Below are 25,396 nucleotides of genomic sequence, written 5' to 3' on the forward strand. Positions count from 1 at the left end.
TTCAGGCCCCGCGCCGGGTTGTCTTCTGGCGCAGTGGTGTGGTCCAGCGTTCGGCCAGGATCACGCCACTCAGCGTCAGAGCACCGCCGATGAAGTGGTAAGCGGCCAGTTGCTCTCCCAGCGCCAACGCTGCAACCAGGGCCGTGAGAATCGGCACCAGGTTGAAGAACAGCGTTGTGCGGCTCGGGCCGAGAATGCCGATGGCTTTCATCCACAACAGCGGCGCGATCATCGACGTCGGGATGCACGCGTAGAGCACCAGAGGGATGTTGCTGGCACTCAGACCGGTCTTCTGTGAAATGAGGAACAGCGGAAACAGCGCAACGATGGCCACCAGAATCTGCAGATACAGCAGTTGCAACGGGGGCATGCGCAGCTGCCATTTCTTCAGCAGCGTGCTGTAAGTCGCGTAGGCCAATGTAGCCACCAGCATCATCAGGTCGCCCAGATTGACGCCATGCGCGATCAACACGGCCCAACTCCCTTGCGAGACCACTAGCAGAACACCCGCAAACGACACCAGTGCGCCGACCAACGCGCCTGCGGTCAACGCCGTGCCGAGGCTGGCAATCGACATGCCCAGTGTCATGACCGGCACCAGTGAGAGGATGATGCCCATGTTGGTGGCCGTGGTGATGTTCGCCGCGTAATACGCCAGGCTCTGATAAATCGCCATGCCCAGGATGCCCAGCACGACCACTTTGCCCATGATCGGCTTGATCGCGGCGCGGTTACGCAGCACCGGGCCGAGCAGGAAGGGCGTGAACAGCAAGCCCGCGAGCAGCCAGCGGTAAAAGCCGATCTCTGCCGGAAAGATGCGGCCTGCGGCAGCTTTGGTAATGACGTTGTTGCCCGCCCAGATCATGACGGTGAGCAGTGGATAAAGGTATTGCATGGAGGAACCGGCAGCAGAGTGAGGCGCCATTATCGGCTTGTCAGCCTCTGCGTCTACCTCATGGAGAGGATTCTCTGAAATATGGCGCAACATTCTTTGACTACACTGCTTCGAAAGCTGCGCGCGTGCGCGGCGCTCTCGGAGAATGTCGATGAAAATGCTGCGTGTTCCTCTGCTGGTCATGGGCTTGTTGATGTGCGCTCAAGGTTTTGCCGCCACCGCGCAGCAGAACAAAATGACCACCTGCAATGCCGACGCCACCGCCAAATCGTTGAAGGGCGATGAGCGTAAAGCTTTCATGAGCACCTGTCTCAAGGCGGCGCCCGCTCCGGCGGCGACTCAGCAGGAAAAGATGAAAACCTGCAACGCGACGGCCACGACGCAGGCGTTGAAAGGCGATGCGCGCAAAGCGTTCATGAGTGATTGTCTGAAGAAAAAGTAGGATATTTGTTACCTGCATTTTCAGGTAACGCGGGTCTGTGGGAGCGAATTCATTCGCGAAAAATCGGGTAGCCGACCAATATGTGTCGGCCGCGCGGGGCAATCGCGAATGAATTCGCTCCCACCGTTGTTCATGGCCCCCGATCAAGCGACTAACGACACGTTCGGCGCTGGTCCTCAACCGGGAACGCTGGCAGACTGCCCATCTTTTAAAGCCGCTCGTTTGAGGCTGTATGCCAACGTTTTCGCCGCGTCATGTGTATCTGGCCAGTTGCATCCTTGTATTCGGCGGCCTGCTGCTGGTACTCCCGCTCAATCTGTTGCCCAGTCTGCTGGCTGGCTTGCTGGTCTATGAGCTCGTGGACATGCTGACCCCGCAGTTGCAACGGCTGATTGCCGGTGAGCGCGCGCGTTGGCTGGCGGTCGCCTTGCTCGGCACGATTGTGGTCACCGTGCTGTCGCTGCTGTTTGCCGGGGCCATCAGCTTTTTGCTGCACGAGGCGGAAAACCCCGGCGCCTCGCTGGACAAGTTCATGATTCTGGTCGACCGCGCTCGCGGCCAGTTACCGCCTCTGATCGACAACTACCTGCCCGCCAGTGCGACCGAGTTTCAGGTATCGCTCAGCGCCTGGCTGACCAAGCATGTCGGCGAGTTGCAGCTGTTGGGCAAGGGCGCGGCGCATATGTTCGTGACCCTGCTGATTGGCATGGTCCTGGGTGCCATCATCGCGCTGCAACGCATTCCCGATGTCACCAAGCGCAAACCGTTGGCGGCGGCGCTGTTCGAGCGTCTGCACCTGTTGAGTCAGGCGTTTCGCAACATCGTGTTCGCGCAGATCAAGATTTCCCTGCTGAACACGGCGTTCACCTCGATTTTCCTGGCCGTTATCCTGCCGCTGTGCGGCGTACACCTGCCGCTGACCAAAACCCTGATCGTGCTGACCTTCCTGCTGGGCTTGTTGCCCGTGGTGGGTAACCTGATGTCCAACACGCTGATTTTCATTGTCGGCATGTCGCTGTCGATCTGGGTGGCGATGGCGGCGCTGGGTTATCTGATCATCATTCACAAGGTCGAGTATTTCCTCAACGCGCGGATTGTGGGCGGGCAGATCAGTGCGAAATCGTGGGAGCTGCTGCTGGCGATGCTGATTTTCGAAGCGGCGTTCGGCTTGCCGGGCGTGGTGGCAGGGCCGATTTATTACGCGTATCTGAAGAGCGAGCTGCGTCGGGCCGAGCTGGTTTAAACACGCTGTCGATGGGGCGCGGAGCGTCCCGAAGGGCATTCCCACGCAGAGCGCGGGAATGATCAATCAGGCGGGAATGGTTTTTCCTCAGCCGTACCGCTTCTTGGCCTCGATCGCCAGACCACTGCCGATACTGCCAAAGATATTCCCTTCCACATGCCGGGCCTTGGGCAGCATGGCGGCCACGCTGTTGCGCAGCGCCGGGATGCCGCTCGAACCGCCGGTGAAGAACACGGTGTCGACATCGGTTACGCCGATGCCCGCATCGTTCAACAGGCTTGTCACGCTTGCACGAACACGTTCCAGCAGCGAGTCGATGGACGATTCGAACAGCTCTCGGGTGAGGTCGACGGTCAGGCCGGACTCGACGCGGTCCATCGGTACCACACGGTTTTTGGCGTGGGTCAGCTGGATCTTGGTTTCCTCGACTTCCATCGCCAGCCAGTGCCCGGCACGTTGTTCGATCAGCTTGAACAGGCGGTCGATGCCCAGCGTGTCTTCGATGTCGTAGCGCATGCTGCCCAGCGCCAGCTGTGATTTCTGCGAGTACACCGAGTTGATGGTGTGCCAGGTGGCCAGGTTCATGTGCGTGCTGGTCGGCATGTAGGCACCGCTTTTCATGCGGCTGCCGTAGCCGAACAGAGGCATCACGCCTTGCAGGCTCAACTGCTTGTCGAAGTCGGTCCCGCCGATGTGAACGCCGCCGGTCGCCAGGATATCGCTCTGACGGTCATCGACCATGCGGCGCTGCGGCGACAGGCGCACCAGCGAGAAGTCCGACGTACCCCCGCCGATGTCGACGATCAGCACCAGTTCTTCACGCGTAAGCGTCGACTCATAGTCGAAGGCCGCCGCAATGGGTTCGAACTGGAACGAAACATCCTTGAAGCCGATCTTGCGCGCCACTTCAGCCAGCGTGTCCTCGGCTTCCTGGTCGGCGGCGGCGTCGTCATCGACGAAATGCACCGGACGGCCCAGCACCACTTGCTCGAACGAATGGCCGGCCGCGGCTTCCGCGCGCTTTTTCAGCTCGCCGATGAACAGCGCCAGCAGGTCCTTGAACGGCATGGCCGTGCCCAGCACGCTGGTGTCGTGCTTGATCAGCTTGGAGCCCAGCAAACTCTTGAGCGAGCGCATCAGGCGGCCTTCATAGCCTTCCAGGTATTCGTGCAAGGCCAGACGACCGTAAACCGGACGCCGCTCCTCCATATTGAAGAAGACCACCGATGGCAGGGTGATCTTGTCGTCCTCCAGCGCGATCAGCGTTTCCGCTCCGGGGCGCAGCCAGCCGACCGTGGAGTTGGAGGTGCCGAAGTCGATGCCAACGGCACGGGCTGGGGATGGGGTGCTCATGTTCTTAACGTTCCAGTCAAAAAACGGCCGCGCAGTGTATGCGAGTACGCGGGCGTTTCGTAGCGCTCAATGTCGGTTTTTCAATCTATATGTATCTATTTCACGTCGACGGCTTGAACTGAGGCTTCAGACCCCCAATCTTCAAGGCAACTCCTTATTGCACACGGCCGGTCTGAACGACGTTTCAAGCTCGCGAGGCCGTGTGCCGATAACCTTGCAACATTCAGCGCGGCCAACGTTCTCATCTGATAACGCGATACGGAACTGTGCTGGATAATCCGGAATGGGTGACCGTTAGATGGACTTCAAAGACTATTACAAGATTCTTGGCGTAGAGCCGACGGCGGACGAGAAGACGATCAAGACCGCCTATCGCAAGCTAGCGCGCAAGTATCACCCCGACGTCAGCAAAGAAGCGGGCGCGGAAGACAAATTCAAAGAGGCGTCCGAGGCCTATGAAGCGCTGAGCGATCCCGAGAAGCGCGCCGAGTACGACGACATCCGCAAATATGGCCAGCAAGGCCGTTTTCAGCCGCCTCCTGGTTGGCAGGGGCGTGGTGGCGCGGGCGCAGGTCCTGGATTTGGTGGCGGCAGCGGCTTCGAGGGCGGGGATTTCTCCGACTTTTTCAGCTCAATCTTCGGTAATCGTGGCGGCCAGCAAGGCGGTCGACCGCGCAGCACGGGTCGTCGAGGACAGGACGTGGAAATGGAACTGGCGATTTTCCTTGAGGAAACCCTCTCGACCGAATCCAAAAAGATCAGCTTCAAGGTGCCGCAGCACAGTGCCAACGGTCAGCGCATGGCTGACATCACCAAGACCCTGAACGTGAAGATTCCCGCGGGCGTAACCGACGGCGAGCGCATTCGCCTCAAGGGGCAGGGCGCTCCAGGCGTTGCCGGGGGTGAAAACGGTGATCTGTTTTTGACCATTCGTCTGGCGCCTCACCCCAAGTTCGACGTTGAGGGCCACGATCTGATCATCACCGTACCGCTGGCACCCTGGGAAGCCGCGTTGGGCACCAAGGTCGCCGTACCCACCCTGACCGGTAAGATCAACCTGACCATTCGTCCGGACAGTCAGAGCGGTCAGCGATTGCGGGTCAAAGGTAATGGTCTGTTGAACAAGCAGGGCGAGCGTGGCGATTTGTATGCGCAGTTGAAGATCGTCATGCCCAAGTCCACCGATGATGCCACCAAAGCGCTGTGGGAGAAGCTGGCTGAAAAGGCCGCATTCGACCCGAGGGCACAATGGAGTAGCTGATCATGAGCAATACCCTGGTCGTAGGCATGCAGGAGTTCTGTCAGGTGGTCGACATGCCGGTCGCCTATGTCATAGAAATCGTCGAGCACGGCATCGTCGAACCTCAGGGGCAGAAGCCAGACGAATGGCTGTTCGACACGTCTTCTTTGTCAGTGGCCAAGCGTGCGGCCAAATTGCACCACGATCTTGAAATGGAATGGGACGGCGTCGCCCTGGCGCTGAACCTGCTGGACGAGCTTGAGCAGGTGCGGGCTGAAAACCGCATGCTCAAGCAGCGGTTGGGTAGGTTTCTACAGGATTGACCGGGAGCCGAGGTTGGCCGTCGACGCCAATCTTTGTAGGAGCCGGCTTGCTGGCGAATGCGGAAGGGCAGACAGCCTTATGTCAGCTGATCCGACGCTTTCGCCAGCAAGCCGGCTCCTACAGGAGAGGGGCAGGGTTCGCAGCGTGTCACCCTTTCTTCGGCAACACCACGGTAAAGGTGGTCCCGTCGCCGACGTTCGACGTCACGGTGATGCTGCCTTGGTGCGCGTTGACCACTTCTTTGACGATGAACAGCCCCAGCCCCAGGCTGGTAGATGGGTTGTGCGTGCCGGCTTCTTCATTGAGTGAGCGCACCAGCGGGTCGAAGATGCTGCCAATGGCTTCCTGAGCAATCGGTTCGCCGTCGTTATGCACCGAGAGGCTGACATGGCTCTCGCTGCCCACCAGCGAAACCCGGATCTTGTGCGTCGCGGCGCCGTGCTGCAGAGCGTTGCCAATCAGGTTCTGCAGCATCTGATCGATTCGCGCACGGTCCCATTCGCCCTGTGTGTCGCCGGTCGAGGTGAATTCAGGATCGCAGTCCGGCTGTCCGGCGATCGCCTCATCGATGGCGTCGCGGCAAGCGACCGTCATTTCCATGGGGTTACGCTCGATGGGCAGCGTTACACCCAGTCGGCTGCGCACAAACTCCAGCAGGTCGCTCACCATGGTCGCCATGTGTTTGCTGCTGCTCTTGATGCGCTTGATATACGCCATTTCAGCGTCGCCTATCCCGGCTTTGCGCATCAGCACTTCGGACGACATGCTGATGGCTTGCAAGGGCGCCCGCAGGTCGTGACCCAGGATGGCGAGGAAGATATCCCGCGAGCGCGTGACGCGTTCGGCATAGGCAGCGGTGGATTCGGCCAAAGCTTCGTCGATCGCCTCGTTGAAGCGAATCATGTCGGTGAAGTGAGCGGTCTGCGGCGATGTCAGGCTTTCGGCCCAAAACCTGATTACCGTCGCACGCAAGTGACGAAACTCCGAGGTCATCTGCACCAGATCAAAACCGACGGTGTGTCGCAGCTCACCGTGGCTGGCTGCGGCCTGGTCCAGCGTCGGCGTCTTGCCCACGTCTTCGCCCTGCGCTTTGGCGATCTGCTCCGCTTTGGTCTGCGCCGTGTTCATGTCCCGCGCGGCGGCCAGCAGAATCGCTTTCGCATGATCGCGCAGCTCCAGGCTGTTCATCGACTCCGCGGCCGGGGTCAGCGTCGCGGCGAACTTCTCCCATTCATCGACGATGCGGTCCACGTTCTGCGCGATGAAATCGGAAAGACGCATGGGTTACTACCTTGCTGGCATGGCGCTGAATGAAGTGGGGCCATCTTAGCGCCATGTCGTGACAGGAAGAACAGGCGATTAAGCCTGATTGCCGTCATCCACTGTCATTTCTGACAGTAGACGAGTTGGTCAGGCAGGCATAGCGTGTCAGATACAGGCTTGACCACGGAGGAGAAGGGCCATGTATACCAGCGAGCTTACGCAATTTGTCGAGGCACAGATTAATCTGGCTGCGGGCAACTGATCAGTCAGGACAGGTACACCAGTGACGCGCTGTCATACGGCAAGCTGAGTTTTTTCATGGCGCTGCGCAGAGTGCTCCAGGGACAGGCAGTCCCCGAGGATCTGGGCGTGCTGGATGCCGTCAACGATACATTGCAGAAGCTGGAGTTGTTGGCAAAGGGCAAGACCTTTCTCTCTGCCGTGGACATGAGCGTTATATCGGTGAGTGACCGAAATTTCGATGCCGAAGTCCTCAAGTCGACGCTGCCTGTGGTCGTCGAATTCAGCAAGCCGGGTCAAAACGAGTTCGGCGAACCTGACCAAAGCGCGAGGACCGGCGCGATCATTAATGATTTGGCTGGCGAGTTTCAGGGCCGTTTAAAGTTCGTTCGCCTTGCATTGGCCCAGAATCCGGAGACTGCTCAGAGGTATCCTGTTAAAACCGTTCCATCGCTGGGGTTGTTCCATCATGGAGCTCTGAAGGATCTGCAACCTGACTTTCATTTGAAGGTTTGGATCAGGAGCAAGTTGAACGACTGGTTGGACGAACTCAGCAAACAACGGACGTGACCAGCGGACGGCAACTGCCGAAGGGGGAAGGTTGTACAAGCCTTCCCCGTATTACAGGCTTCAGAACAGAAAGTACCGCTGCGCCATCGGCAGCACTTCTGCAGGTTCGCACCACAGCAGCACGCCGTCGGCCTTGACCTGATAAGTCTGGGGGTCGACGTCGATGTGGGGCAGGTAGTCGTTGTGGATCAGGTCAGCCTTGGTCACGCTGCGGCAGCCTTTCACGACACCGATCTGCTTCTTCAGGCCCAACTGCTCGGGAACGCCTGCGTCCATCGCGGCCTGGCTGATGAATGTGATGCTGCTGGCGTGCAGCGAGCTGCCGTAGCTGGCGAACATCGGGCGGTAGTGCACCGGTTGCGGTGTGGGGATCGAGGCGTTGGCGTCGCCCATCAGACTGGCCGCGATGGAGCCGCCTTTGAGGATAAGCGTCGGTTTTACCCCAAAGAACGCTGGGCGCCACAACACAAGGTCCGCCCATTTGCCGACTTCGACCGACCCGACTTCGTGGCTGATGCCGTGGGTGATCGCCGGGTTGATGGTGTATTTGGCGATGTAGCGTTTGGCGCGGAAGTTGTCGTTGCCTTCGCCATCGCCCGGCAATGGACCGCGCTGGCGCTTCATTTTGTCGGCGGTCTGCCAGGTGCGCATGATCACTTCGCCTACACGGCCCATGGCCTGGCTGTCGGAGCTGAGCATGGAGAACGCGCCGAGGTCGTGCAGGATGTCTTCGGCGGCGATGGTTTCGCGACGGATGCGGCTTTCGGCGAACGCGACGTCTTCGGCGATGCTTGGGTCCAGGTGATGGCAGACCATCAACATGTCCAGGTGCTCGTCGATGGTGTTGCGGGTGAACGGCCGGGTCGGGTTGGTCGAGCTCGGCAGCACGTTGGGGAAGCCGCAGGCCTTGATGATGTCTGGCGCGTGGCCGCCACCGGCACCTTCCGTGTGATAGGTATGGATGGTGCGGTTCTTGAAGGCGCCCAGCGTGGTTTCGACGAAGCCGGACTCGTTCAGCGTGTCGGTGTGAATGGCTACCTGCACGTCGTACTGATCGGCCACGCTCAGGCAGTTGTCGATAGCGGCGGGCGTGGTGCCCCAGTCTTCGTGAAGCTTCAGGCCAATGGCGCCGGCCTTGACTTGCTCGACCAGCGGTTCAGGCAGGCTGACGTTGCCTTTGCCAGTGAAACCGATGTTCATGGGGAATGCTTCGGCCGCCTGCAGCATGCGCTTCATGTGCCAAGGGCCGGGCGTGACGGTCGTGGCGTTAGTGCCTGTTGCCGGGCCAGTGCCGCCACCGATCATGGTGGTGACGCCGCTCATCAGGGCTTCTTCGATCTGCTGCGGGCAGATGAAGTGAATGTGCGTGTCGACGCCACCGGCGGTGAGGATCATGCCTTCACCGGCAATGATTTCGGTGGCGGCGCCGATGGCGATGGTCACGTTTGGCTGGATGTCCGGGTTACCGGCTTTGCCAATGGCGGCAATGCGACCGTCCTTGATGCCGACGTCGGCCTTGACGATGCCCCAGTGGTCGACGATCAGTGCGTTGGTGATCAGCGTGTCGACGACTTCCGCTGCCAGCAACTGGCCTTGGCCCATGCCATCACGAATAACCTTACCGCCCCCGAACTTCACTTCTTCGCCATAGGTGGTGAAGTCTTTCTCGACTTCGATCCACAGCTCGGTGTCCGCCAGACGCACACGGTCGCCGACGGTGGGGCCGAACATGTCGGCGTAGGCTTGTCTGGAAATTTTCATCGAAATTCCTTATGCGTTCTGATCGTTCCCACGCTCTGCGTGGTAACGCCTCTCTGGACGCTCTGCGTCCGGTCTGTGACGCGGAGCGTCACGGGCTGCATTCCCACGCAGAGCGTGGGAACGATCAATGTCTTGATCTACAGATCGCCCATCACCCGTCCTGCGAAACCGAACACCCGACGATGGCCTGCCAGGTCCACCAGTTCGACGTCTCTTGCCTGACCCGGCTCAAAGCGCACGGCGGTGCCGGCCGGGATGTTCAGGCGCATGCCACGGCTGGCGGGACGGTCGAAGGTGAGGGCGTCGTTAGTCTCGAAAAAATGGAAATGCGAACCGACCTGAATCGGACGGTCGCCGCTGTTGGCGACGCTGAGGGTGATCGTTCGGCGATCGGCATTGAGCTCGATCTCACCGGGCTGGATCTGGTATTCACCAGGAATCATGCGCTCTTCCTCGACAGTAACGTGTAGTAAATGGCGGTGGCGTGGTACTCGCCGTCCGGGTTGCAGGCGTAATCCGGCAGCGTGCCGGAGAGCTGGTAGCCCAGCGAGCGATAGAAGTCTTCGGCAGGCGAGCCCGCCAGCGTGTCGAGGAACAGCAGCCCGCGATTGTGCTGGTGCGCGGCCTGTTCCACGGCTTTCATCAATTGTGTCGCGAGCCCGCGACGACGGGCGTGATGCAGCACCAGCAGCTTCTGCACCTCCGCCCGGTTAAGCCCGTTGGCCTTCTGGCACAGCGCCAGTTGCACGGTGGCCAACACCTGTTCCTCCTGCACAACGACCCACAGCAACACCTTGCCCTGCTCGACTTCTGTCTTGACGCTCTCCCACCAGCTGTAGGCCTCGTCGGCACTCAGGTCGGCCATGAACCCCACCGATGCGCCTCGATGCACCGCGTCCAGCAACAACGCGACCAGACCGTGGCGGTAATGCGCAAAGCTTTCGCGGGTGACACGTCGTAACTGAGCGGCATTCATGAGTCGGCTTCCTTCAAGAGAGAGCAATCAGGGCACACAGGGTGGTTAGGCGTTTTTGGCCGCTGGCGCCTGAGACGGCGGGGCCGAGGCGCCCGGTGACAGGTCCAGCTGCATGAACGTCAGGTCCAGCCAGCGGCCGAATTTGGTACCAACCTGCGGCATGTGTCCGGTGGTGATGAAACCCTGCTTTTCATGCAGGTGGATCGACGCGGCGTTTCCGCTTTCAATGGCTGCGACCATCATGTGTTTGTCGCAGGCTCTGGCGCGTTCGATCAGGGCTTTCATCAGCAATGGACCCAGGCCGTTGCCGCGCTGGTCGGCACGCACGTACACCGAGTGCTCGACGGTGTGACGGAAGCCCTCGAACGGCCGCCAGTCACCGAACGAGGAGTAGCCCAGCACCTGACCGGCGTCATCGACGACCACCAGAATCGGGTACGCCTGCGTCTGGCGCGCGGCGAACCACGCCTGGCGGTTGGCGAGGTCCACGGGTTGTTCGTTCCAGATCGCCGTGGTGTTGAGGACGGCGTCGTTGTAGATGTCCAGCACGGCAGGCATGTCAGTCAGCAGTGCGTCACGAATCGTATACGTCATGTTCGTTTTCACTTGTGCAGTGGTGTTTCAGGCAATCGGCTGATGCACGGTCACCAGTTTGGTGCCATCGGGAAACGTGGCCTCGACCTGGATTTCCGGGATCATTTCGGCAATGCCTTCCATCACCTGTTCGCGGGTCAACAGCGTGGTGCCGTAATGCATCAGCTCGGCGACAGTCTGCCCATCGCGGGCGCCTTCCAGCAGCGCGGCCGAAATGAACGCCATCGCTTCCGGGTAGTTGAGCTTCAGACCCCGAGCCAACCGCCGCTCGGCCACCAGGCCTGCGGTGAAGATCAGCATCTTGTCTTTTTCGCGTGGAGTCAGATCCATGTTTTTTTCCGTTTCAAAACCAAATAAATGAAAGCGCCGCGACCTCTGTAGGAGCGTGGCTTGTCCCGCGATCGGTTGCGAAGCAATCGTAATTCCTACTGGCCGGGTATATCTGACACTCCGCGTTGTCTGGGTTTGCTGCCGGTCCCCGGCAGATCGTGGGACAAGCCACACTCCTACAGGGGAACGGTGTCGCTACGTGCTCCAAATCCTCGGCGCCACCGCGTCGCGGCCCAACAGGGCAGGGCGCAGCAGCTTCCATAATTCGATCAGCCAGGCTCGCGCGTGCAGGGCTTCATCGGCCAGGCAGCGGGCGATGATCAGCCCCGGCACCTGGCTCAGGTCGCCTCTTACCGGCGAGTGTTCAGCCAGTGCGCGACAACGCTCCATTAATGCTGCGTCGATTTCCCCGGTCACGATCAGCGTCGCGAACACCGGTTTACCCCCCAGCCCGACGGGAGAATCCAGCAGACCGTCGTTGCCCCTGATGCGCTGACGTTCGTGCCACAGCAGCTTGCCGTCACGCCGAATATCCAGATGCGCCTGGAAGTGGCCTTCATCGAAGCGCTCACCGCTGGCCGGGCGACCTAGCGCCACCACATCCCAGTAGAACAGACGTGCATCGCCTTCAAGCGCGATACGGGTCGTGAGTTCGGCCTTGGCCTGACTGAAGACAATCGTTTCCTGTGGCAACCATTCCAGCGTGCCGCCCGCAGCAATCTTCAACTCAAGCTGCTGATACGCAGGGCCCGCCGCGCGATACCACTTGGCGGCGCCGGGGCTGGTCAGTTGCGCCCAGGCATCGGGGCCGACGCTGGCATGGATGTCCAGACGATCACCTCCGGCGATGCCGCCCGGCGGGTGAACGATGATGTGCTGGCAGACTTCGGGGCCTTCGGCGTACAGGTGTTTCTGCACCCGCAGCGGGCCTTTGTGGCGACGCTGAACAGGGCGTGTGCTGTCGCCGAAACGCCCATAGCCCAGCTCCAGCTCGGCATGCCAGCTGGGCGTGAACAGGGCGGTGTGGGCAGGAAGATTCATAGGGCTCGTTATCGTGTTTCGAAGGCGTCTACCTTAGCCGATCGGCGCGTCAAATGGTGACCAGACCACGCACGCCTTCGGCTTCCATATGCTCACCGCGACCTTGCTGAATGATCTCGCCACGGGACATGACGATGTACTGATCCGCCAGCTCGGCGGCGAAGTCGTAGAACTGCTCCACCAACAGAATCGCCATGTCGCCACGGGCGGCGAGTTTCTTGATCACCGCACCGATTTCCTTGATCACCGATGGCTGGATGCCTTCGGTCGGTTCATCGAGGATCAACAGCCGTGGACGGCTCGCCAGTGCGCGACCAATCGCCAGCTGTTGCTGCTGACCACCGGACAGGTCGCCGCCACGGCGTTGTTTCATCTGCAGCAGCACCGGGAACAGCTCGTAAATGAATGCGGGGACTTCCCTGGCTTCGGAACCGGGGAAACGGGACAGGCCCATCAGCAGGTTTTCTTCTACCGTCAGGCGCCCGAATATCTCGCGGCCCTGCGGTACGTAAGCAATGCCGGCGTGCACGCGTTGATGGGGCTTGAAGCCGGTGATCGGCTTGCCCTCCCACTGCACGACGCCTTCTTTGGCGGGCAGCAGGCCCATCAATACCTTGAGCAATGTGGTCTTGCCCACGCCGTTACGGCCCAGCAGACAGGTGACTTCGCCGATCTTCACGTCGAAGGACAGGCCGCGCAGAATGTGGCTGCCGCCGTAGTATTGGTGAAGCTTTTCTATTTGAAGCATGTTCGAACTCTCCCGGTGATCGTTCCCACGCTCCGCGTGGGAATGCCGCGATGGACGCTCTGCGTCCGCTATGTGACGCAGAGCGTCACGGGATGCATTCCCACGCAGCGCGTGGGAACGATCAAAGTCTGCATCACCGCCCTAGGTACACCTCGATTACCCGCTCATCCGCCTGCACTTGCTCAAGCGATCCCTCGGCCAGCACGCTGCCCTGGTGAAGCACGGTGACGTGGTCGGCGATGGTGCCGACGAAGCCCATGTCGTGCTCGACCACCATCAGCGAGTGCTTGCCCGCGAGGCTCTTGAAGAGCTCGGCGGTGAATTCGGTTTCGGCGTCGGTCATCCCCGCCACAGGCTCATCGAGCAGCAGCAGTTGCGGGTCTTGAACCAGCAACATGCCGATCTCCAGAAACTGCTTCTGGCCGTGGGACAGCAAACCGGCCGGGCGCGACATCGACGATGTCAGGCGAATGGTTTCCAGCACCTCGTCGATACGATCACGCTGCTCGCCGTTGAGCTTCGCCCGCAGGCTGGCCCACACCGACTTGTCGGTCTTCTGCGCCAGTTCCAGGTTCTCGAACACGCTCAAGGCTTCGAACACCGTGGGCTTCTGAAACTTGCGGCCAATGCCGGCCTGAGCGATCTGCACTTCACTCATTTTGGTCAGGTCCAGCGTCTCACCGAACCAGGCTTTGCCGTGGCTGGGGCGGGTCTTGCCGGTGATCACGTCCATCAGCGTGGTCTTGCCCGCGCCGTTAGGGCCGATGATGCAGCGCAGTTCGCCGACGCCGATGTACAAGTTCAGATCGTTGAGCGCCTTGAAGCCATCGAAGCTGACGCTGATGTCTTCCAGGGTCAGGATGGTGCCGTGCAGGGTGTTCAGGCCTTCGCCAGCGACCTGGCCCAGGCCGATCGCGTCACGGCTGGTGCCAGCATCGCTGTTAGGGTCCAGTACCGGGTCGAAGGCGGGAGTCGGCGTGCTTTTCATTGTTCGCCCCTTTTCTTGATCAGGCCAATCACGCCTTTGGGCAGGTACAGCGTCACTACAATGAACAGCGCGCCGAGGAAGAACAGCCAGTATTCAGGGAAGGCCACGGTGAACCAGCTCTTCATGCCGTTGACCAGACCGGCACCCAGCAGCGGGCCGATCAACGTCCCGCGACCACCCAGAGCGACCCAGACAGCGGCTTCGATGGAGTTGGTCGGCGACATTTCGCTTGGGTTGATGATCCCGACCTGTGGCACGTACAACGCGCCTGCCAGACCGCACAACACAGCGCTCAACACCCAGACGAACAGTTTGAAGCCACGAGGATCGTAGCCGCAGAACATCAGGCGGTTTTCCGCATCCCGCACGGCGGTCAGCACGCGCCCGAATTTGCTGCGCGCCAGTTTCCAGCCCACATACAGGCTGCCCACCAGCAACAGCACGGTGAGCAAAAACAGCACGGCGCGAGTGCCTTGCGAGGTGATGCTGAAGCCCAGGATGCTGCGGAAGTTGGTGAAGCCGTTGTTGCCGCCAAAACCGGTTTCGTTGCGGAAGAACAGCAGCATCCCGGCGAACGTCAGCGCTTGGGTCATGATCGAGAAATACACGCCTTTGATTCGCGAGCGGAAGGCGAAGAAGCCGAACACCAGCGCGAGCAAGCCCGGCGCCAGAACCACCAGGCACATGGCCCAGAGGAAATGCTCGGTGCCGACCCAGTACCACGGCAGCTCGGTCCACGACAGGAATGTCATGAAGGCGGGCAGGCTGTCCCCCGACGCCTCACGCATCAGGTACATGCCCATGGCATAACCCCCCAGTGCGAAAAACAGGCCGTGGCCCAGCGACAACAGGCCTGCGTATCCCCAGACCAGATCCAGCGCCAGTGCGACGATGGCGTAACAGAGAATCTTGCCGACCAGCGTCAGGGTGTAGGCCGAGACTTGCAGGCTGTTGCTCTCGGGCAACAACGACATGATCGGCAGGGCGATCAACACGGCGAGGATGACCACGCCCACGCAGATCGTGACTTTGGTGCCAGCGCGTTGCGCGGCGGTAACCATCAGTGGCTGGTTCATCAGTCGATCACCCGTCCTTTGAGCGCGAACAGACCTTGCGGACGTTTCTGGATAAACAGAATGATCAGCGCCAGGATCAGAATCTTGCCCAGCACTGCGCCGATTTGCGGTTCGAGAATCTTGTTGGCGATGCCCAGGCCGAAAGCGGCCATCACGCTGCCTGCCAACTGGCCGACGCCGCCGAGCACCACCACCAGGAATGAGTCGATGATGTAGCTCTGGCCTAGGTCCGGTCCGACGTTACCGATCTGACTCAACGCCACACCGCCGAGCCCGGCGATGCCCGAACCCAGTCCGAAGGCCATCATGTCGATACGACCGGTCGGCACGCCGCAGCACGCCGCCATGTTGCGGTTCTGGGTCACGGCCCGCACGTTGAGGCCCAAGCGGGTCTTGTTCAGCAACAACCAGGTCAGCACCACGACGAACAGCGCGAAGCCAATGATGATGATCCGGTTGTACGGCAGCACCAGATTGGGCAGCACTTGAATGCCGCCGGACAGCCATTCCGGGTTGGCGACTTCGACGTTCTGCGCACCGAACACCACGCGAATCAATTGGATCAGCATCAGGCTGATGCCCCAGGTCGCCAGCAGGGTTTCCAGAGGACGGCCGTAGAGGTGACGAATCACCGAGCGTTCCAGCGCCATGCCGATACAGGCCGTGACGAAAAACGCGACCGGCAAGGCCACCAGCGGATAAAGCTCGATCGCACCCGGCGCGTAACGCTGGAACATGATCTGCACGACGTAGGTCGCGTAGGCGCCGAGCATCAGCATTTCGCCGTGGGCCATGTTGATCACGCCCAGCAACCCGAAGGTGATGGCCAGGCCGAGTGCTGCGAGTAGAAGGATCGAGCCCAACGAGATGCCGCTGAACACTTGACCGATCACTTCACCGATCATCAGCTTGCGTTTGACCTGAGCCAGGCTGGTTTCAGCAGCCAGGCGCACGCTGGGGTCGGTTTCCACGTTAGGTTCGAGCAGGTTTTCCAGGCGGGTACGCGCCAGCGGATCACCGGTTTCACCCAGCAGGCGGACGGCGGCCAGACGCACCGTCGGGCTGGTGTCGACCAGTTGCAGATTGGCCAGCGCCAGGCTCAAGGCCGAGTGCACGGCATCGTCTTTTTCGTTGGCGACCTGTTGCATCAGCAATTGCAATTGCGCAGGACGCGCGCTTTTTTGCAGGGTCAGTGCCGCAGCCAGGCGTAGCTTGGGGTCGGCGGCGAGCAATTGATGGCTCGCCAGCGCAGTTTCCACCAGACCGCGCAGGCGGTTGTTCAGACTAATCGCTTGAGGCTCGTCTGGGTTGGGTGCGTCGGCGAGCGCCGGAGCACTCGGGTCGACGGCCGTGAAGGCGTCGCCAGTCTGGATGAAGGCGCGGTTGCTGCTGTCAGCGGCCACGCGGCCGTCCTCCAGGGCAATCAGCAAATCAACGCGCGCCGGATCGGGCTTGGCGGCCCAGGTTTCCAGCAGTTCAGCGCGTTCGGAAGATTCGGCCGCGACAAAGTCGCCGGCATCGCTGGCATGCGCTGCGAAGGGCAGCAACAGGCTCAGGGCGAGAATGAGGCGGTAGAAAGATCTGGGCATATCGGTGTCCTGAGAGCACCCGCATGACGTAGCGTCGTGCGAGGAACCTGTAGGCGCGCGCTTGCCCGCGATATCGGTGTGTCAGCCAGCATCTACGCCCCAGACAAACCGCAATCGCGGGCAAGCGCGCTCCTACAAGGGAATTGTGTCGGGCCGAAGATCAGTGCCGGCCCGACAACGCGTCGCTTAGTTACTCTTCACCGCATAGTCAGGCTTCTTGTCGTTGCCTGGGATGAACGGGCTCCAAGGTTGGGCGCGGATCGGCTCCTTGGTTTTCCACACGACGTTGAACTGACCGTCTGCCTTGATCTCGCCGATCATGACCGGCTTGTGCAGGTGATGGTTGGTCTTGTCCATTTCCAGGGTGAAGCCCGACGGCGCGGCGAAGGTCTGGCCGGCCATGGCTTCACGCACTTTATCCACATCGGTCGACTTGGCTTTTTCGGCCGCTTGAGCCCACATGTGGATACCGACGTAGGTGGCTTCCATTGGGTCGTTGGTCACGGCTTTGTCCGCGTTCGGCAGGTTGTGCGCCTTGGCGTAGGCTTTCCAGTCAGCGACGAACTTGGTGTTGACCGGGTTCTTCACCGACTCGAAGTAGTTCCAGGCGGCCAGGTTGCCCACCAGCGGCTTGGTGTCGACGCCGCGCAATTCTTCTTCGCCAACCGAGAACGCCACGACGGGAACGTCGGTGGCTTTCAGGCCCTGGTTACCCAGTTCCTTATAGAACGGCACGTTGGAGTCGCCGTTGACGGTGGAGATCACAGCGGTCTTGCCGCCTGCCGAGAACTTTTTGATGTTGGCCACGATGGTTTGGTAGTCGCTATGGCCGAACGGGGTGTAGACCTCTTCGATGTCGCTGTCCTTCACGCCTTTGGAGTGCAGGAACGAGCGCAGAATCTTGTTGGTGGTGCGTGGGTAGACGTAGTCGGTGCCCAGCAGGAAGAAGCGCTTGGCGCCGCCGCCGTCTTCGCTCATCAGGTACTCAACCGCAGGAATGGCCTGCTGGTTAGGCGCAGCGCCGGTGTAGAACACGTTCGGCGACATTTCTTCACCTTCGTACTGCACCGGGTAGAACAGCAGGCTGTTCAGTTCTTCGAACACCGGCAGTACCGACTTGCGCGACACCGAGGTCCAGCAACCGAAGACCACCGCCACTTTGTCCTGAGTGATCAGCTGACGGGCTTTTTCCGCGAACAGCGGCCAGTTGGACGCCGGGTCAACCACCACGGCCTCCAGCTTCTTGCCGTTGACGCCGCCTTTGGCGTTGATTTCATCAATGGTCATCAGCGCCATGTCTTTGAGCGAAGTCTCGGAGATGGCCATGGTGCCAGACAAAGAATGCAGAATGCCGACCTTGATGGTCTCAGCGGCCTGGACGGTCCAGGTCATACCCATAGCGGCGATCGATGCGGACAAGGTGAACGCTTTAAGCAAACTACGACGCTTCATTGGCTAGCTCCATTCTTCGATTTTTTTAGTAATGACTGCTGTTGGCGGTGCAGAGGTTGAGTCTGCTTAGGCTTTAGCAAAGGCTGGGCCAAGGCGGGAAACGTCGCAAAATGGAATGAAAACGTCGCGAGGTCAGGCGAAGGTGCGCCAATGTGGGGCCGGGTCGGCGGGATGGTGCGCGGGGTGCGCTGATGTGGTGCGGGGAAGTTGTCGGGTTCGACAGGTTTTTACAGTGATCTTTAGAAGACGCGCCTGTCGATCATCAGGTGAAAACGAAGGGCGGGGCCTGAAACCGTAAATGAGGAGGAATTCATCACTAAACCACCCAAGGAGTTCCAGGCCCCGCAGGACGCAATCTAAGCTGTTGCTGCGGATTTGGCAAAGCGCGAACGTGCTATCCGATCGAGCATCCATACGGCCAGCATCGAAATCCCGACGAGCGGGAAGGCAACGCCGAGCGCGATCATCACCCCTGTTGCGATTTTCCAGCGCGGCAGATCATGGCGCAGGGGCGGAACACCGAAGCCGTTTTGCGGGCGGCGCTTCCACCAGATGACGATTCCGCTGACCGAACTGAGCAAGACCATGAGGCAGACGAACAGGATCAGCAGCTGGTTGACCCAGCCAAACATCTTGCCTTCATGCAGCATCACGCCCAGCTCGGTGGCTTTGGACACCGCGCTGTAATCGGTGTATCTCACGTCCGCCAGCACCTTGCCGTTGTACTGGTCGACATGCAGGGTCGCGTCGTTGCGCGGGTCGTCCGCAAACACGGAAACCGTGAACACGCCATCGGCGGTTTTCGGTGGCGTGATGCTGTAGCCGGGTTCGATCTTGCGCTCGCTGGCAATGTCGACGACCCGCTGCAGGGTAATCGTCGGGGAGGCCGGTGCGCTGGACATGCCGCCATGCTTCATGTGCTCGGCATGGTCGCCGCCGGAAACAGGCATCGGCGTGTTTTCCATCGCCCAGGGCACGGTCTGCACACTGGCACTGTTCAGGTCGCCGGCTTGCTTTTCAGACTTCGGTACATCGTTCCACATCGCGGCCGGGAAGGTGTTCCAGACATCGGCGTACACCTTGCCCCACATGCCGGTCCAGGTCATGCCGCTCAGCAGCATGAACAACAGCGCCACCGAACCCCAGAATCCGGTCACGGCGTGCAAATCGCGCCACAGCACCCGACCGCGCGCGGTGATGCGCGGCCAGAGTACGCCCGCTGGCGAACGACCCCGAGGCCACCACAGGTACACGCCGGACACAACGAGGACAATGCCCCAGCCTGCGGCCATTTCCACCAGCCGATCACCGACGGTGCCAATCAGCAGCTCGCCGTGTATCGCACGGGCCATCGCCTGCAAGTTGTTTTTGGCGTCTTGTGTACCGAGCACCTTGCCGCTGTATGGATCAATAAACAGGTTCACCTCCCGGCCTTCCTGCTTGATGACGAACTGCGCGCTGCTTTCGGCGTTGGCGGGTGGCAGGTATTTGCTGATCAGCACATGGGGATAGGCCTCGAGCACGCGCTGTTGCTGCTCGTCGGCGGAAAGCATGTGATGCGCAGGTTTGACCGTCAGCAGGTCGTGATACATCAGCGAGTCGAGCTGCGGTTTGAACAGGTAAACCATGCCGGTGAGTGACAGCATGATCATGAATGGCGCAACGAACAGGCCGGCATAGAAATGCCAGCGCCACGCCAGGTTATAGAACGACACGTTTGGTTTGGACATGGTGCAACGCTCCCGTCAGGGATGAACACGGCGCAGCTCGCGGGCGGCTTGAAAGCGGCCCACGGGTACGAAATCTTTTTTGGGGATCAGGCGACTGACGAGAGCGGCGGAGCGCGACTGCGGGCGTTGGGGAACACACTGCGATGAGCATGCCCTTGTTGCGGGGCTGCGTTGAAGAAGTCGGCGGGTTTCGGCGGAACAGGCGCGACAACAGCGAGGGTCTGGGTCAACGCCGGGCAGCTGAACAGCAGCGTGCAATAACCGCATTTGGCCCAGATCACATGATCGACGCCCGCCGCGTCACCGGTGTTTGCCTGATGCCCGCTGTGATCGTCCGCTGCCATGTTCATCGGCGCGGACATGTCCATGTCGGCCGACATCGACGCGGACATCGGCATGCCCGCGTGATGCTCCATCGGCATCGACTGCGAGATCAGCGGGCCGATGAAAATCATGAGCATGGCGAACAGGCTCAGCCATGCACCCGATGTCTTACGGGGTGCAGGCATGGAGCGGGCGCGTATCGCGGACAGGCGGCTCAATGGGATTCAGCTTCGACGGTCAGGAGTGTCAGTGGGCGTGAGCCGGAGGCGCGTCATCGGGTGCTTGTTTCTGCACCTTGACGTCAACCGTCACGTCGCCGGTTTTCTCGAAATGAAGGGTCAGCGGGAAGGCCTGGCCGTCTGTCAGCTTCGAGCGGTCTTTGAGATCCAGCAGCATGACGTGGTAAGCCATGGGCGCGAATTTCACCTCGCCACCGGCCGGAATGTCCACCGTCTGCACCTGCTGCATCTTCATCAGGCCGTCTTTGTTCACATGCTCGTGCAACTGAGCGGCGCCTGCGACGGGGCTGTCGACGCCGGTCAGACGATCGGCGTCGGGGCCCGCATTGCTGATCACGAAATACGCCGCAACGGTGGGCGCATTCGGCGGCAGCTCCATCGACCACGGGTGGGCGATTGCTAGATGGCCTTTTGCATACTCATGAGCTTCAACATAGCAGGCAGGCAACAGCAGCGCTGCCAATAACAGGACTTTTTTCAGGGTGACGGTTTTCAACATGGCAACGAGCCTCCAATCATTCAGATACGCGACGTGGTGCGTGAACGAACGATCAGACGCGTGGGGAGGCGCGGGGATTGAGGCTGGGCCAGTGCTGGCGCGGTGGTGCGTGGAATACCAGAATCGTCGAGGGGAAACGGACCGGCTCGAAGATCATGAACATCCCGAACGCCTGACCGCTCGGAAGGGCAACCAGCGACAAGGAGCCGGAGCAGCACGGGCAATGCTGCATCGAGGAATGTTCGCCGCCGTCAGGCGCGCGCTGGTTGACTTTGCCGACCAGGCCCAAGGGAGTAGCAACCCGCTGCGTGCCATTGCCGGTGCAGAAACTGCCCCACACCACTTGCTCGCCTTGCGTGCGCGGCATGGTCGGCGTCATTGGCATGGCCAGCATGCCGAACAGCAGCGCAAAACACGCTACCCACGCAAAGGCCCGGCGCCGTTTGAGGCTGAGAAGTCGATCTTGTTGTTCTTTCATGTCGGCCATTTAGCCTGAATGGCCGTGAGATGTAAAAAGCACAGCCGCGACGTTATGTCGCGGGTGGGTCACTGAGCGGGGATTGCCTGCACCTGAATGTCGACTTTCAGCCAGGAACGCATGGCCGCGAAGATGGCCGCCAGATTGTCCATGCTCGGATTGCCATGGGCGGAGAGCATGCGGTGAAGGCTTTTGCTTGGCTTGTCAGTCTCCTTTGCCAGCGCTTCAAACCCAAGCGTCGCGTTCACCAGATCACGAAGGATGATCCGGGCGACCTCGGGCTCGCCGTTTAGAAAAAGGGTCGCGGCCTCATCCAGCAGGTCCTGCGCAAACGCGGGATCTTGCTGGACCCGCTCGTTGATCGTGAGTTTGTAGCTGCGGGTCAGAGCCATCAGGCGCCTCGTTTATTTGTTTGTTTTTTTGCAGCTTTGTAATCGGCTATCAATGTTCTGGCGCGCTTGATGTCTGCGGTTTGCCCCGACTTCGTCCCTCCACCAAACAGGATGATCAGCCGCGGACCTTCCTGGAACAGGTAGATCCGGTAACCGGGGCCCCAGTTGATTCGATACTCGCCCAAACCATCGAACCACTTGATATTGGACGTGTTACCCGACTCCAGCCTGGCCAGCGCGGTATGCACTTTCACCGCTGCCGACGAAGGCAATCTGCTGAACCAGTCGTGAAAGGGGCTTTTCTGATCGTTGGATATATATTCTTGAACAATGATCATTGGATTTATAGTAACGCTTACGTTACTAATTTGGCCATCAGCTTGTTGGGCCGCCTATTTTCTCGCTGATCAGATTGCTCAGTGCACTACATACATATACTTCACTGAAAATGATCCAAAGCTGCGCAAAGCTCCCCAACCCGCCAGAACTCCCTGTCCACCGCCGCCAACACCGGCCGCTTCAACACCAGCACCGGTAACCCTCGCTCCCTGGCGACCTCAAGCTTGGGCTCGGTTGCGCTGCTGCCGCTGTTTTTGCTGATCAACACGTCGATGTGGCGGCGCTCGAACAGCTCGCGTTCATCCTCAAGATGAAACGGCCCGCGTGCGCCGATCACTTGGCAGCGTTCGTTGCCGGGATACACGTCCAGCGCGCGGAGCGTCCAGAACTGGTGTTCGGGGATTTCATGGAGGTGCTGCAAGGGCTCGCGGCCGAGGGTGAACAGTGGGCGTTTGAACGGGGCGAGGGCGTTGATCAGGTCTGCCCAGTCGTCGACTTCGCGCCAGTCATCGCCCTGACCGGGCTGCCATGACGGACGACGCAGCGCCCAGCAGGGAACATGGGCGAGTCGTGCAGCGACGGCAGCGTTGTGGCTGATCTGCGCGGCATAAGGGTGGGTCGCGTCGAGGATCAGGGAGATGCCTTCCTCACGCACAAACTGCGCAAGCCCTTGCGCGCCACCGTAACCGCCAACGCGCACCTGGCATTGCAGGTCGTTGGGTACGCGGCCGACGCCAGCGAGGCTGTAGACATGCTGCGGCCCCAGGGTTCGGGCAATCGCCAGCGCCTCGGTCACGCCCCCCAGCAGCAGGACGCGTTTTCCTGCGTGCGTCGTCAACGCAAAGCCCCTGCATGGCCGACGATCCCGCCTTGACGGTCAATCGCGAACACCTCCACTTGGATCTGCGCGGGCACCACGCTTTGAGCGAAGTCCAGCGCGTGCTGGCAGACCGCGTCGCCCAGCGCGACGCCCACGGCCGATGCCATGGCCAGCGCTTGCTGACTGGTGTTGGCCGCTCGAATGTTCTGCTGCAGCTCGGCATCGGCGCCGATCGCCGCTGCCCAGAGCGCCAGTTGCTCCAGGTTGATACTGGAGTGGCGGCTGTGCAGGTCCATATGACCGGCGGCCAGTTTGCTGATCTTGCCGAAACCGCCACACAGGCTGAGTTTATCCACAGGCACTTTGCGCAAGTGCTTGAGCACGGCGCCCACGAAGTCGCCCATTTCGATCAGCGCGATGTCGGGCAGTTCGTAGACGCGGCGCATGGTGTCTTCACTGGCGTTGCCGGTGCAGGCGGCGATGTGCTGATAACCGTTGGTCTTGGCAACGTCGATGCCTTGATGAATCGACGCAATGTAGGCCGCACAGGAAAACGGCCGGACGATGCCGCTGGTGCCGAGGATCGATAGCCCGCCCAGGATACCCAGTCGCGGGTTCATGGTTTTGAGCGCCAGTTCCCCGCCGTTTTCCACGCAGACTGTTACTTCGAAGCCACCGGTATAGCCAAACTCATCGGCCAGGCTGGTCAAGTGTTCGGTCATCATCCTGCGCGGAACCGGGTTGATGGCAGGCTCGCCGACGCCGAGGACCAGGCCCGGTCGGGTCACTGTGCCAACACCGGGACCCGCTACAAAGCGTATGCCGGGTTCAGCGATCAGACGCACCTGCGAATACAACAGCGCGCCATGGGTTACGTCTGGATCGTCACCGGCATCCTTGATCGTGCCAGCTTCCGCGCCGGTGTCCGTCGCGCGACAGAACTCCAGGCGCATTTGCACCTGCTTGCCTTTGGGCAGCGTGATGTCGATTGCATCGTTGACCTCGCCCGCCAGCAGCAAACGCGCCGCAGCCAGTGACGTTGCCGTGGCGCAGCTGCCGGTCGTCAGGCCGCTGCGAAGGGGCGCAGGTTGTTCGGCGGTTTCGTCGCGCATCAGGGCTTGATCGCTTCAAGCAACGTGATGGGCAACGCCTGACGCCAGGTGTCGAATTCGCCGAGTGGCTTGGCGTGCGCCAGGTGAATACGGGTCAGGTCCCCGCCATGTTGCTCGCGCCAGTTCACCAGCATCGCCTCGCTTTGCAGGGTGACCGCATTGGCCACGAGCCGGCCTCCCGAGCGCAACTGTTGCCAGCAACTGTCCAGCACGCCGGCGCGCGTGACGCCGCCACCAATGAAGATCGCGTCAGGCGGCTCCAGTCCTTCGAGCGCGTCCGGCGCCCGGCCGCGCACCAATTGCAGACCCGGCACGCCCAGCGCGTCGCGGTTGAATTCGATCAATTGCTGGCGATCTTCGTTGGACTCGATCGCCACGGCCCGGCAGGTCGGGTGCGCGCGCATCCATTCGATGCTGATCGAGCCACAGCCCGCACCGACGTCCCACAGCAACTCGCCGGGAACCGGGGCTAGTCGCGCCAGCGTGATCGCACGCACATCGCGTTTGGTCAGTTGGCCGTCATGGCGAAACGCATCGTCCGGCAAGCCGCCCAACGGCGACAGGCGTAGCGTGTTCGGCTCCGCGCGACAATCGATGGCGACCAGATTCAAGGCGGCGATCTCGGGGTTCGACCATTCGCTGGCCACACCGTCGATACGCCGCTCTGAGGCGCCGCCCAGGTGCTCAAGGACCGTCATGCGGCTAGGGCCGAATCCGCGTTCTCGCAACAACGCTGCGATGGCGGCGGGGCTGCTGCCGTCGTTGCTCAGCACCAGCAAACGCAACCCGTTGTGCAGTTGTGCATTCAGTGCGGCCAGCGGACGGGCCACCACCGACAAGGTCACCACGTCCTGCAGTGCCCAGCCCAGACGCGCGGCGGCCAGTGAATAGGAGGAGGGCGCGGGAATCACGCGCATCTGTTCGATGGGCACATGACGCGACAGGCTGACGCCAACCCCAAACAGCATCGGGTCGCCACTGGCGATCACGCAGACCGCCTCGCCGTGCTGTTCCAGCACCGGTTGCAGCGAGAACGGACTCGGCCACTGACGCCGCTCGGCCTGAATGCAGGGCGGCAGCAGGTCGAGCTGACGCGAGCTGCCAAACACCTGGCGTGCGCCCAGCAGCGCGTGCCGGGCATTCTTGCCCAGCCCTTTGTAGCCGTCTTCACCGATTCCCACGACTGTCAGCCACGGTGACATGTATTGCCCTCAAACCTGATGCCTGCGACAGGCTAACTGGATCGGCCTGTGGATAAGGTCGGCATGATACAGCGCCCATGACCCGGCGTCGTGCGCAGGGCGCTCAACGCAGACTTTCGTAAGGGAAGATGAGCGC

The 25,396-nt window shown here is 60.8% G+C and carries 28 protein-coding genes; 5 read left to right on the forward strand and 23 right to left on the reverse strand.

Annotated features, from left to right (window positions below; genetic code table 11):
* Position 1: 1 nt before the first annotated feature.
* Positions 2 to 895, reverse strand: a complete 894-nt coding sequence (locus tag BLS87_RS08210) for a DMT family transporter (protein WP_074752171.1) — start codon at positions 893 to 895, stop codon at positions 2 to 4.
* Between the two features lie 151 nt (positions 896 to 1,046).
* Here BLS87_RS08210 and BLS87_RS08215 point away from each other — a divergent pair, with 151 nt between their 5' ends.
* Entirely contained in the window at positions 1,047 to 1,337 is a 291-nt protein-coding gene (locus tag BLS87_RS08215; RefSeq protein WP_074751914.1) for a PsiF family protein, read from the forward strand.
* Between the two features lie 232 nt (positions 1,338 to 1,569).
* Complete coding sequence (locus tag BLS87_RS08220; protein ID WP_074751915.1) at positions 1,570 to 2,580, forward strand: AI-2E family transporter; 1,011 nt, start codon at positions 1,570 to 1,572, stop codon at positions 2,578 to 2,580.
* 87 nt (positions 2,581 to 2,667) lie between these two features.
* On the opposite strand, the gene BLS87_RS08225 is transcribed toward BLS87_RS08220, so the two are convergent.
* Entirely contained in the window at positions 2,668 to 3,933 is a 1,266-nt protein-coding gene (locus tag BLS87_RS08225) for an Hsp70 family protein (RefSeq protein WP_074751917.1), read from the reverse strand.
* Positions 3,934 to 4,231: 298 nt separating this feature from the next.
* Here BLS87_RS08225 and cbpA point away from each other — a divergent pair, with 298 nt between their 5' ends.
* Together cbpA and BLS87_RS08235 are read left to right on the forward strand one after the other, a co-directional pair.
* Positions 4,232 to 5,194 (forward strand): curved DNA-binding protein, encoded by a 963-nt coding sequence (gene cbpA, locus BLS87_RS08230; RefSeq protein ID WP_074751919.1) that lies wholly within the window; start codon positions 4,232 to 4,234, stop codon positions 5,192 to 5,194.
* Positions 5,195 to 5,196: 2 nt separating this feature from the next.
* Positions 5,197 to 5,496, forward strand: coding sequence for a chaperone modulator CbpM (locus BLS87_RS08235; RefSeq protein ID WP_074751921.1), 300 nt, complete (start codon positions 5,197 to 5,199; stop codon positions 5,494 to 5,496).
* 148 nt (positions 5,497 to 5,644) lie between these two features.
* Here the strand turns inward: BLS87_RS08235 and BLS87_RS08240 are convergent, their stop codons facing one another.
* The gene (locus tag BLS87_RS08240; protein ID WP_074751923.1) at positions 5,645 to 6,778 is read right to left on the reverse strand and encodes a sensor histidine kinase; all 1,134 of its coding nucleotides are present in this window, start codon (positions 6,776 to 6,778) and stop codon (positions 5,645 to 5,647) included.
* 300 nt (positions 6,779 to 7,078) lie between these two features.
* On the opposite strand from BLS87_RS08240, the gene BLS87_RS08245 reads away from it, so the two are divergent.
* On the forward strand, positions 7,079 to 7,570 hold the full coding sequence (locus tag BLS87_RS08245; protein WP_083370634.1) for a thioredoxin family protein: 492 nt from the start codon (positions 7,079 to 7,081) through the stop codon (positions 7,568 to 7,570).
* 60 nt (positions 7,571 to 7,630) lie between these two features.
* Here BLS87_RS08245 and ureC read toward each other — a convergent pair whose 3' ends face one another.
* The 20 genes from ureC to cbiE all read right to left on the reverse strand — a co-directional run bounded on the left by ureC (position 7,631) and on the right by cbiE (position 25,260).
* Positions 7,631 to 9,331, reverse strand: coding sequence for an urease subunit alpha (gene ureC, locus BLS87_RS08250; RefSeq protein WP_074751925.1), 1,701 nt, complete (start codon positions 9,329 to 9,331; stop codon positions 7,631 to 7,633).
* A gap of 137 nt (positions 9,332 to 9,468) precedes the next feature.
* Positions 9,469 to 9,774, reverse strand: coding sequence for an urease subunit beta (locus tag BLS87_RS08255; protein WP_074751927.1), 306 nt, complete (start codon positions 9,772 to 9,774; stop codon positions 9,469 to 9,471).
* Entirely contained in the window at positions 9,771 to 10,307 is a 537-nt protein-coding gene (locus BLS87_RS08260; protein WP_074751929.1) for a GNAT family N-acetyltransferase, read from the reverse strand. Before BLS87_RS08260 ends, BLS87_RS08255 begins: the two co-directional genes overlap by 4 nt.
* 45 nt (positions 10,308 to 10,352) lie before the next feature.
* Entirely contained in the window at positions 10,353 to 10,901 is a 549-nt protein-coding gene (locus tag BLS87_RS08265) for a GNAT family N-acetyltransferase (RefSeq protein ID WP_074751931.1), read from the reverse strand.
* A 27-nt stretch (positions 10,902 to 10,928) separates the two neighbouring features.
* On the reverse strand, positions 10,929 to 11,231 hold the full coding sequence (gene ureA / locus BLS87_RS08270) for an urease subunit gamma (RefSeq protein WP_062378910.1): 303 nt from the start codon (positions 11,229 to 11,231) through the stop codon (positions 10,929 to 10,931).
* A 195-nt stretch (positions 11,232 to 11,426) separates the two neighbouring features.
* Positions 11,427 to 12,272, reverse strand: coding sequence for an urease accessory protein UreD (locus tag BLS87_RS08275; RefSeq protein ID WP_074751933.1), 846 nt, complete (start codon positions 12,270 to 12,272; stop codon positions 11,427 to 11,429).
* Between the two features lie 49 nt (positions 12,273 to 12,321).
* Positions 12,322 to 13,020, reverse strand: a complete 699-nt coding sequence (urtE, locus tag BLS87_RS08280) for an urea ABC transporter ATP-binding subunit UrtE (protein ID WP_074751935.1) — start codon at positions 13,018 to 13,020, stop codon at positions 12,322 to 12,324.
* Positions 13,021 to 13,153: 133 nt separating this feature from the next.
* A complete protein-coding gene (gene urtD / locus BLS87_RS08285) occupies positions 13,154 to 14,008 on the reverse strand; it encodes an urea ABC transporter ATP-binding protein UrtD (protein WP_074751937.1) in 855 nt (284 codons plus the stop codon).
* Positions 14,005 to 15,084: an urea ABC transporter permease subunit UrtC gene (gene urtC / locus BLS87_RS08290; protein ID WP_074751939.1), complete on the reverse strand. Its 1,080-nt coding sequence runs from the start codon at positions 15,082 to 15,084 to the stop codon at positions 14,005 to 14,007. The genes urtD and urtC overlap by 4 nt, the downstream gene beginning before the upstream one ends.
* Positions 15,084 to 16,673, reverse strand: coding sequence for an urea ABC transporter permease subunit UrtB (urtB, locus tag BLS87_RS08295; protein WP_074751941.1), 1,590 nt, complete (start codon positions 16,671 to 16,673; stop codon positions 15,084 to 15,086). The genes urtC and urtB overlap by 1 nt, the downstream gene beginning before the upstream one ends.
* A gap of 186 nt (positions 16,674 to 16,859) precedes the next feature.
* Entirely contained in the window at positions 16,860 to 18,125 is a 1,266-nt protein-coding gene (gene urtA / locus BLS87_RS08300) for an urea ABC transporter substrate-binding protein (protein WP_074751942.1), read from the reverse strand.
* Positions 18,126 to 18,481: 356 nt separating this feature from the next.
* Positions 18,482 to 19,855, reverse strand: coding sequence for a PepSY-associated TM helix domain-containing protein (locus BLS87_RS08305; RefSeq protein WP_074751944.1), 1,374 nt, complete (start codon positions 19,853 to 19,855; stop codon positions 18,482 to 18,484).
* A gap of 86 nt (positions 19,856 to 19,941) precedes the next feature.
* The gene (locus BLS87_RS08310) at positions 19,942 to 20,388 is read right to left on the reverse strand and encodes a DUF2946 domain-containing protein (RefSeq protein WP_074752172.1); all 447 of its coding nucleotides are present in this window, start codon (positions 20,386 to 20,388) and stop codon (positions 19,942 to 19,944) included.
* Positions 20,389 to 20,425: 37 nt separating this feature from the next.
* Complete coding sequence (locus BLS87_RS08315; protein WP_074751946.1) at positions 20,426 to 20,917, reverse strand: copper chaperone PCu(A)C; 492 nt, start codon at positions 20,915 to 20,917, stop codon at positions 20,426 to 20,428.
* A 52-nt stretch (positions 20,918 to 20,969) separates the two neighbouring features.
* Positions 20,970 to 21,395, reverse strand: a complete 426-nt coding sequence (locus BLS87_RS08320; RefSeq protein WP_074752173.1) for a DUF2946 domain-containing protein — start codon at positions 21,393 to 21,395, stop codon at positions 20,970 to 20,972.
* 68 nt (positions 21,396 to 21,463) lie between these two features.
* Positions 21,464 to 21,787 (reverse strand): helix-turn-helix domain-containing transcriptional regulator, encoded by a 324-nt coding sequence (locus BLS87_RS08325; RefSeq protein WP_074751948.1) that lies wholly within the window; start codon positions 21,785 to 21,787, stop codon positions 21,464 to 21,466.
* Positions 21,787 to 22,125 carry a type II toxin-antitoxin system RelE/ParE family toxin gene (locus BLS87_RS08330; RefSeq protein WP_074751950.1) on the reverse strand — a complete coding sequence of 113 codons (339 nt, stop codon included), beginning with the start codon at positions 22,123 to 22,125 and terminating at the stop codon, positions 21,787 to 21,789. Before BLS87_RS08330 ends, BLS87_RS08325 begins: the two co-directional genes overlap by 1 nt.
* 101 nt (positions 22,126 to 22,226) lie before the next feature.
* Positions 22,227 to 22,964 carry a cobalt-precorrin-6A reductase gene (locus BLS87_RS08335; RefSeq protein WP_074751952.1) on the reverse strand — a complete coding sequence of 246 codons (738 nt, stop codon included), beginning with the start codon at positions 22,962 to 22,964 and terminating at the stop codon, positions 22,227 to 22,229.
* Positions 22,961 to 24,058 (reverse strand): cobalt-precorrin-5B (C(1))-methyltransferase, encoded by a 1,098-nt coding sequence (locus BLS87_RS08340; protein WP_074751953.1) that lies wholly within the window; start codon positions 24,056 to 24,058, stop codon positions 22,961 to 22,963. The genes BLS87_RS08335 and BLS87_RS08340 overlap by 4 nt, the downstream gene beginning before the upstream one ends.
* Positions 24,058 to 25,260: a precorrin-6y C5,15-methyltransferase (decarboxylating) subunit CbiE gene (cbiE, locus tag BLS87_RS08345; RefSeq protein ID WP_074751955.1), complete on the reverse strand. Its 1,203-nt coding sequence runs from the start codon at positions 25,258 to 25,260 to the stop codon at positions 24,058 to 24,060. Before cbiE ends, BLS87_RS08340 begins: the two co-directional genes overlap by 1 nt.
* Positions 25,261 to 25,396: the final 136 nt, after the last annotated feature.

The sequence above is a fragment of the Pseudomonas abietaniphila genome, from assembly GCF_900100795.1.
Lineage (GTDB): Bacteria > Pseudomonadota > Gammaproteobacteria > Pseudomonadales > Pseudomonadaceae > Aquipseudomonas > Aquipseudomonas abietaniphila.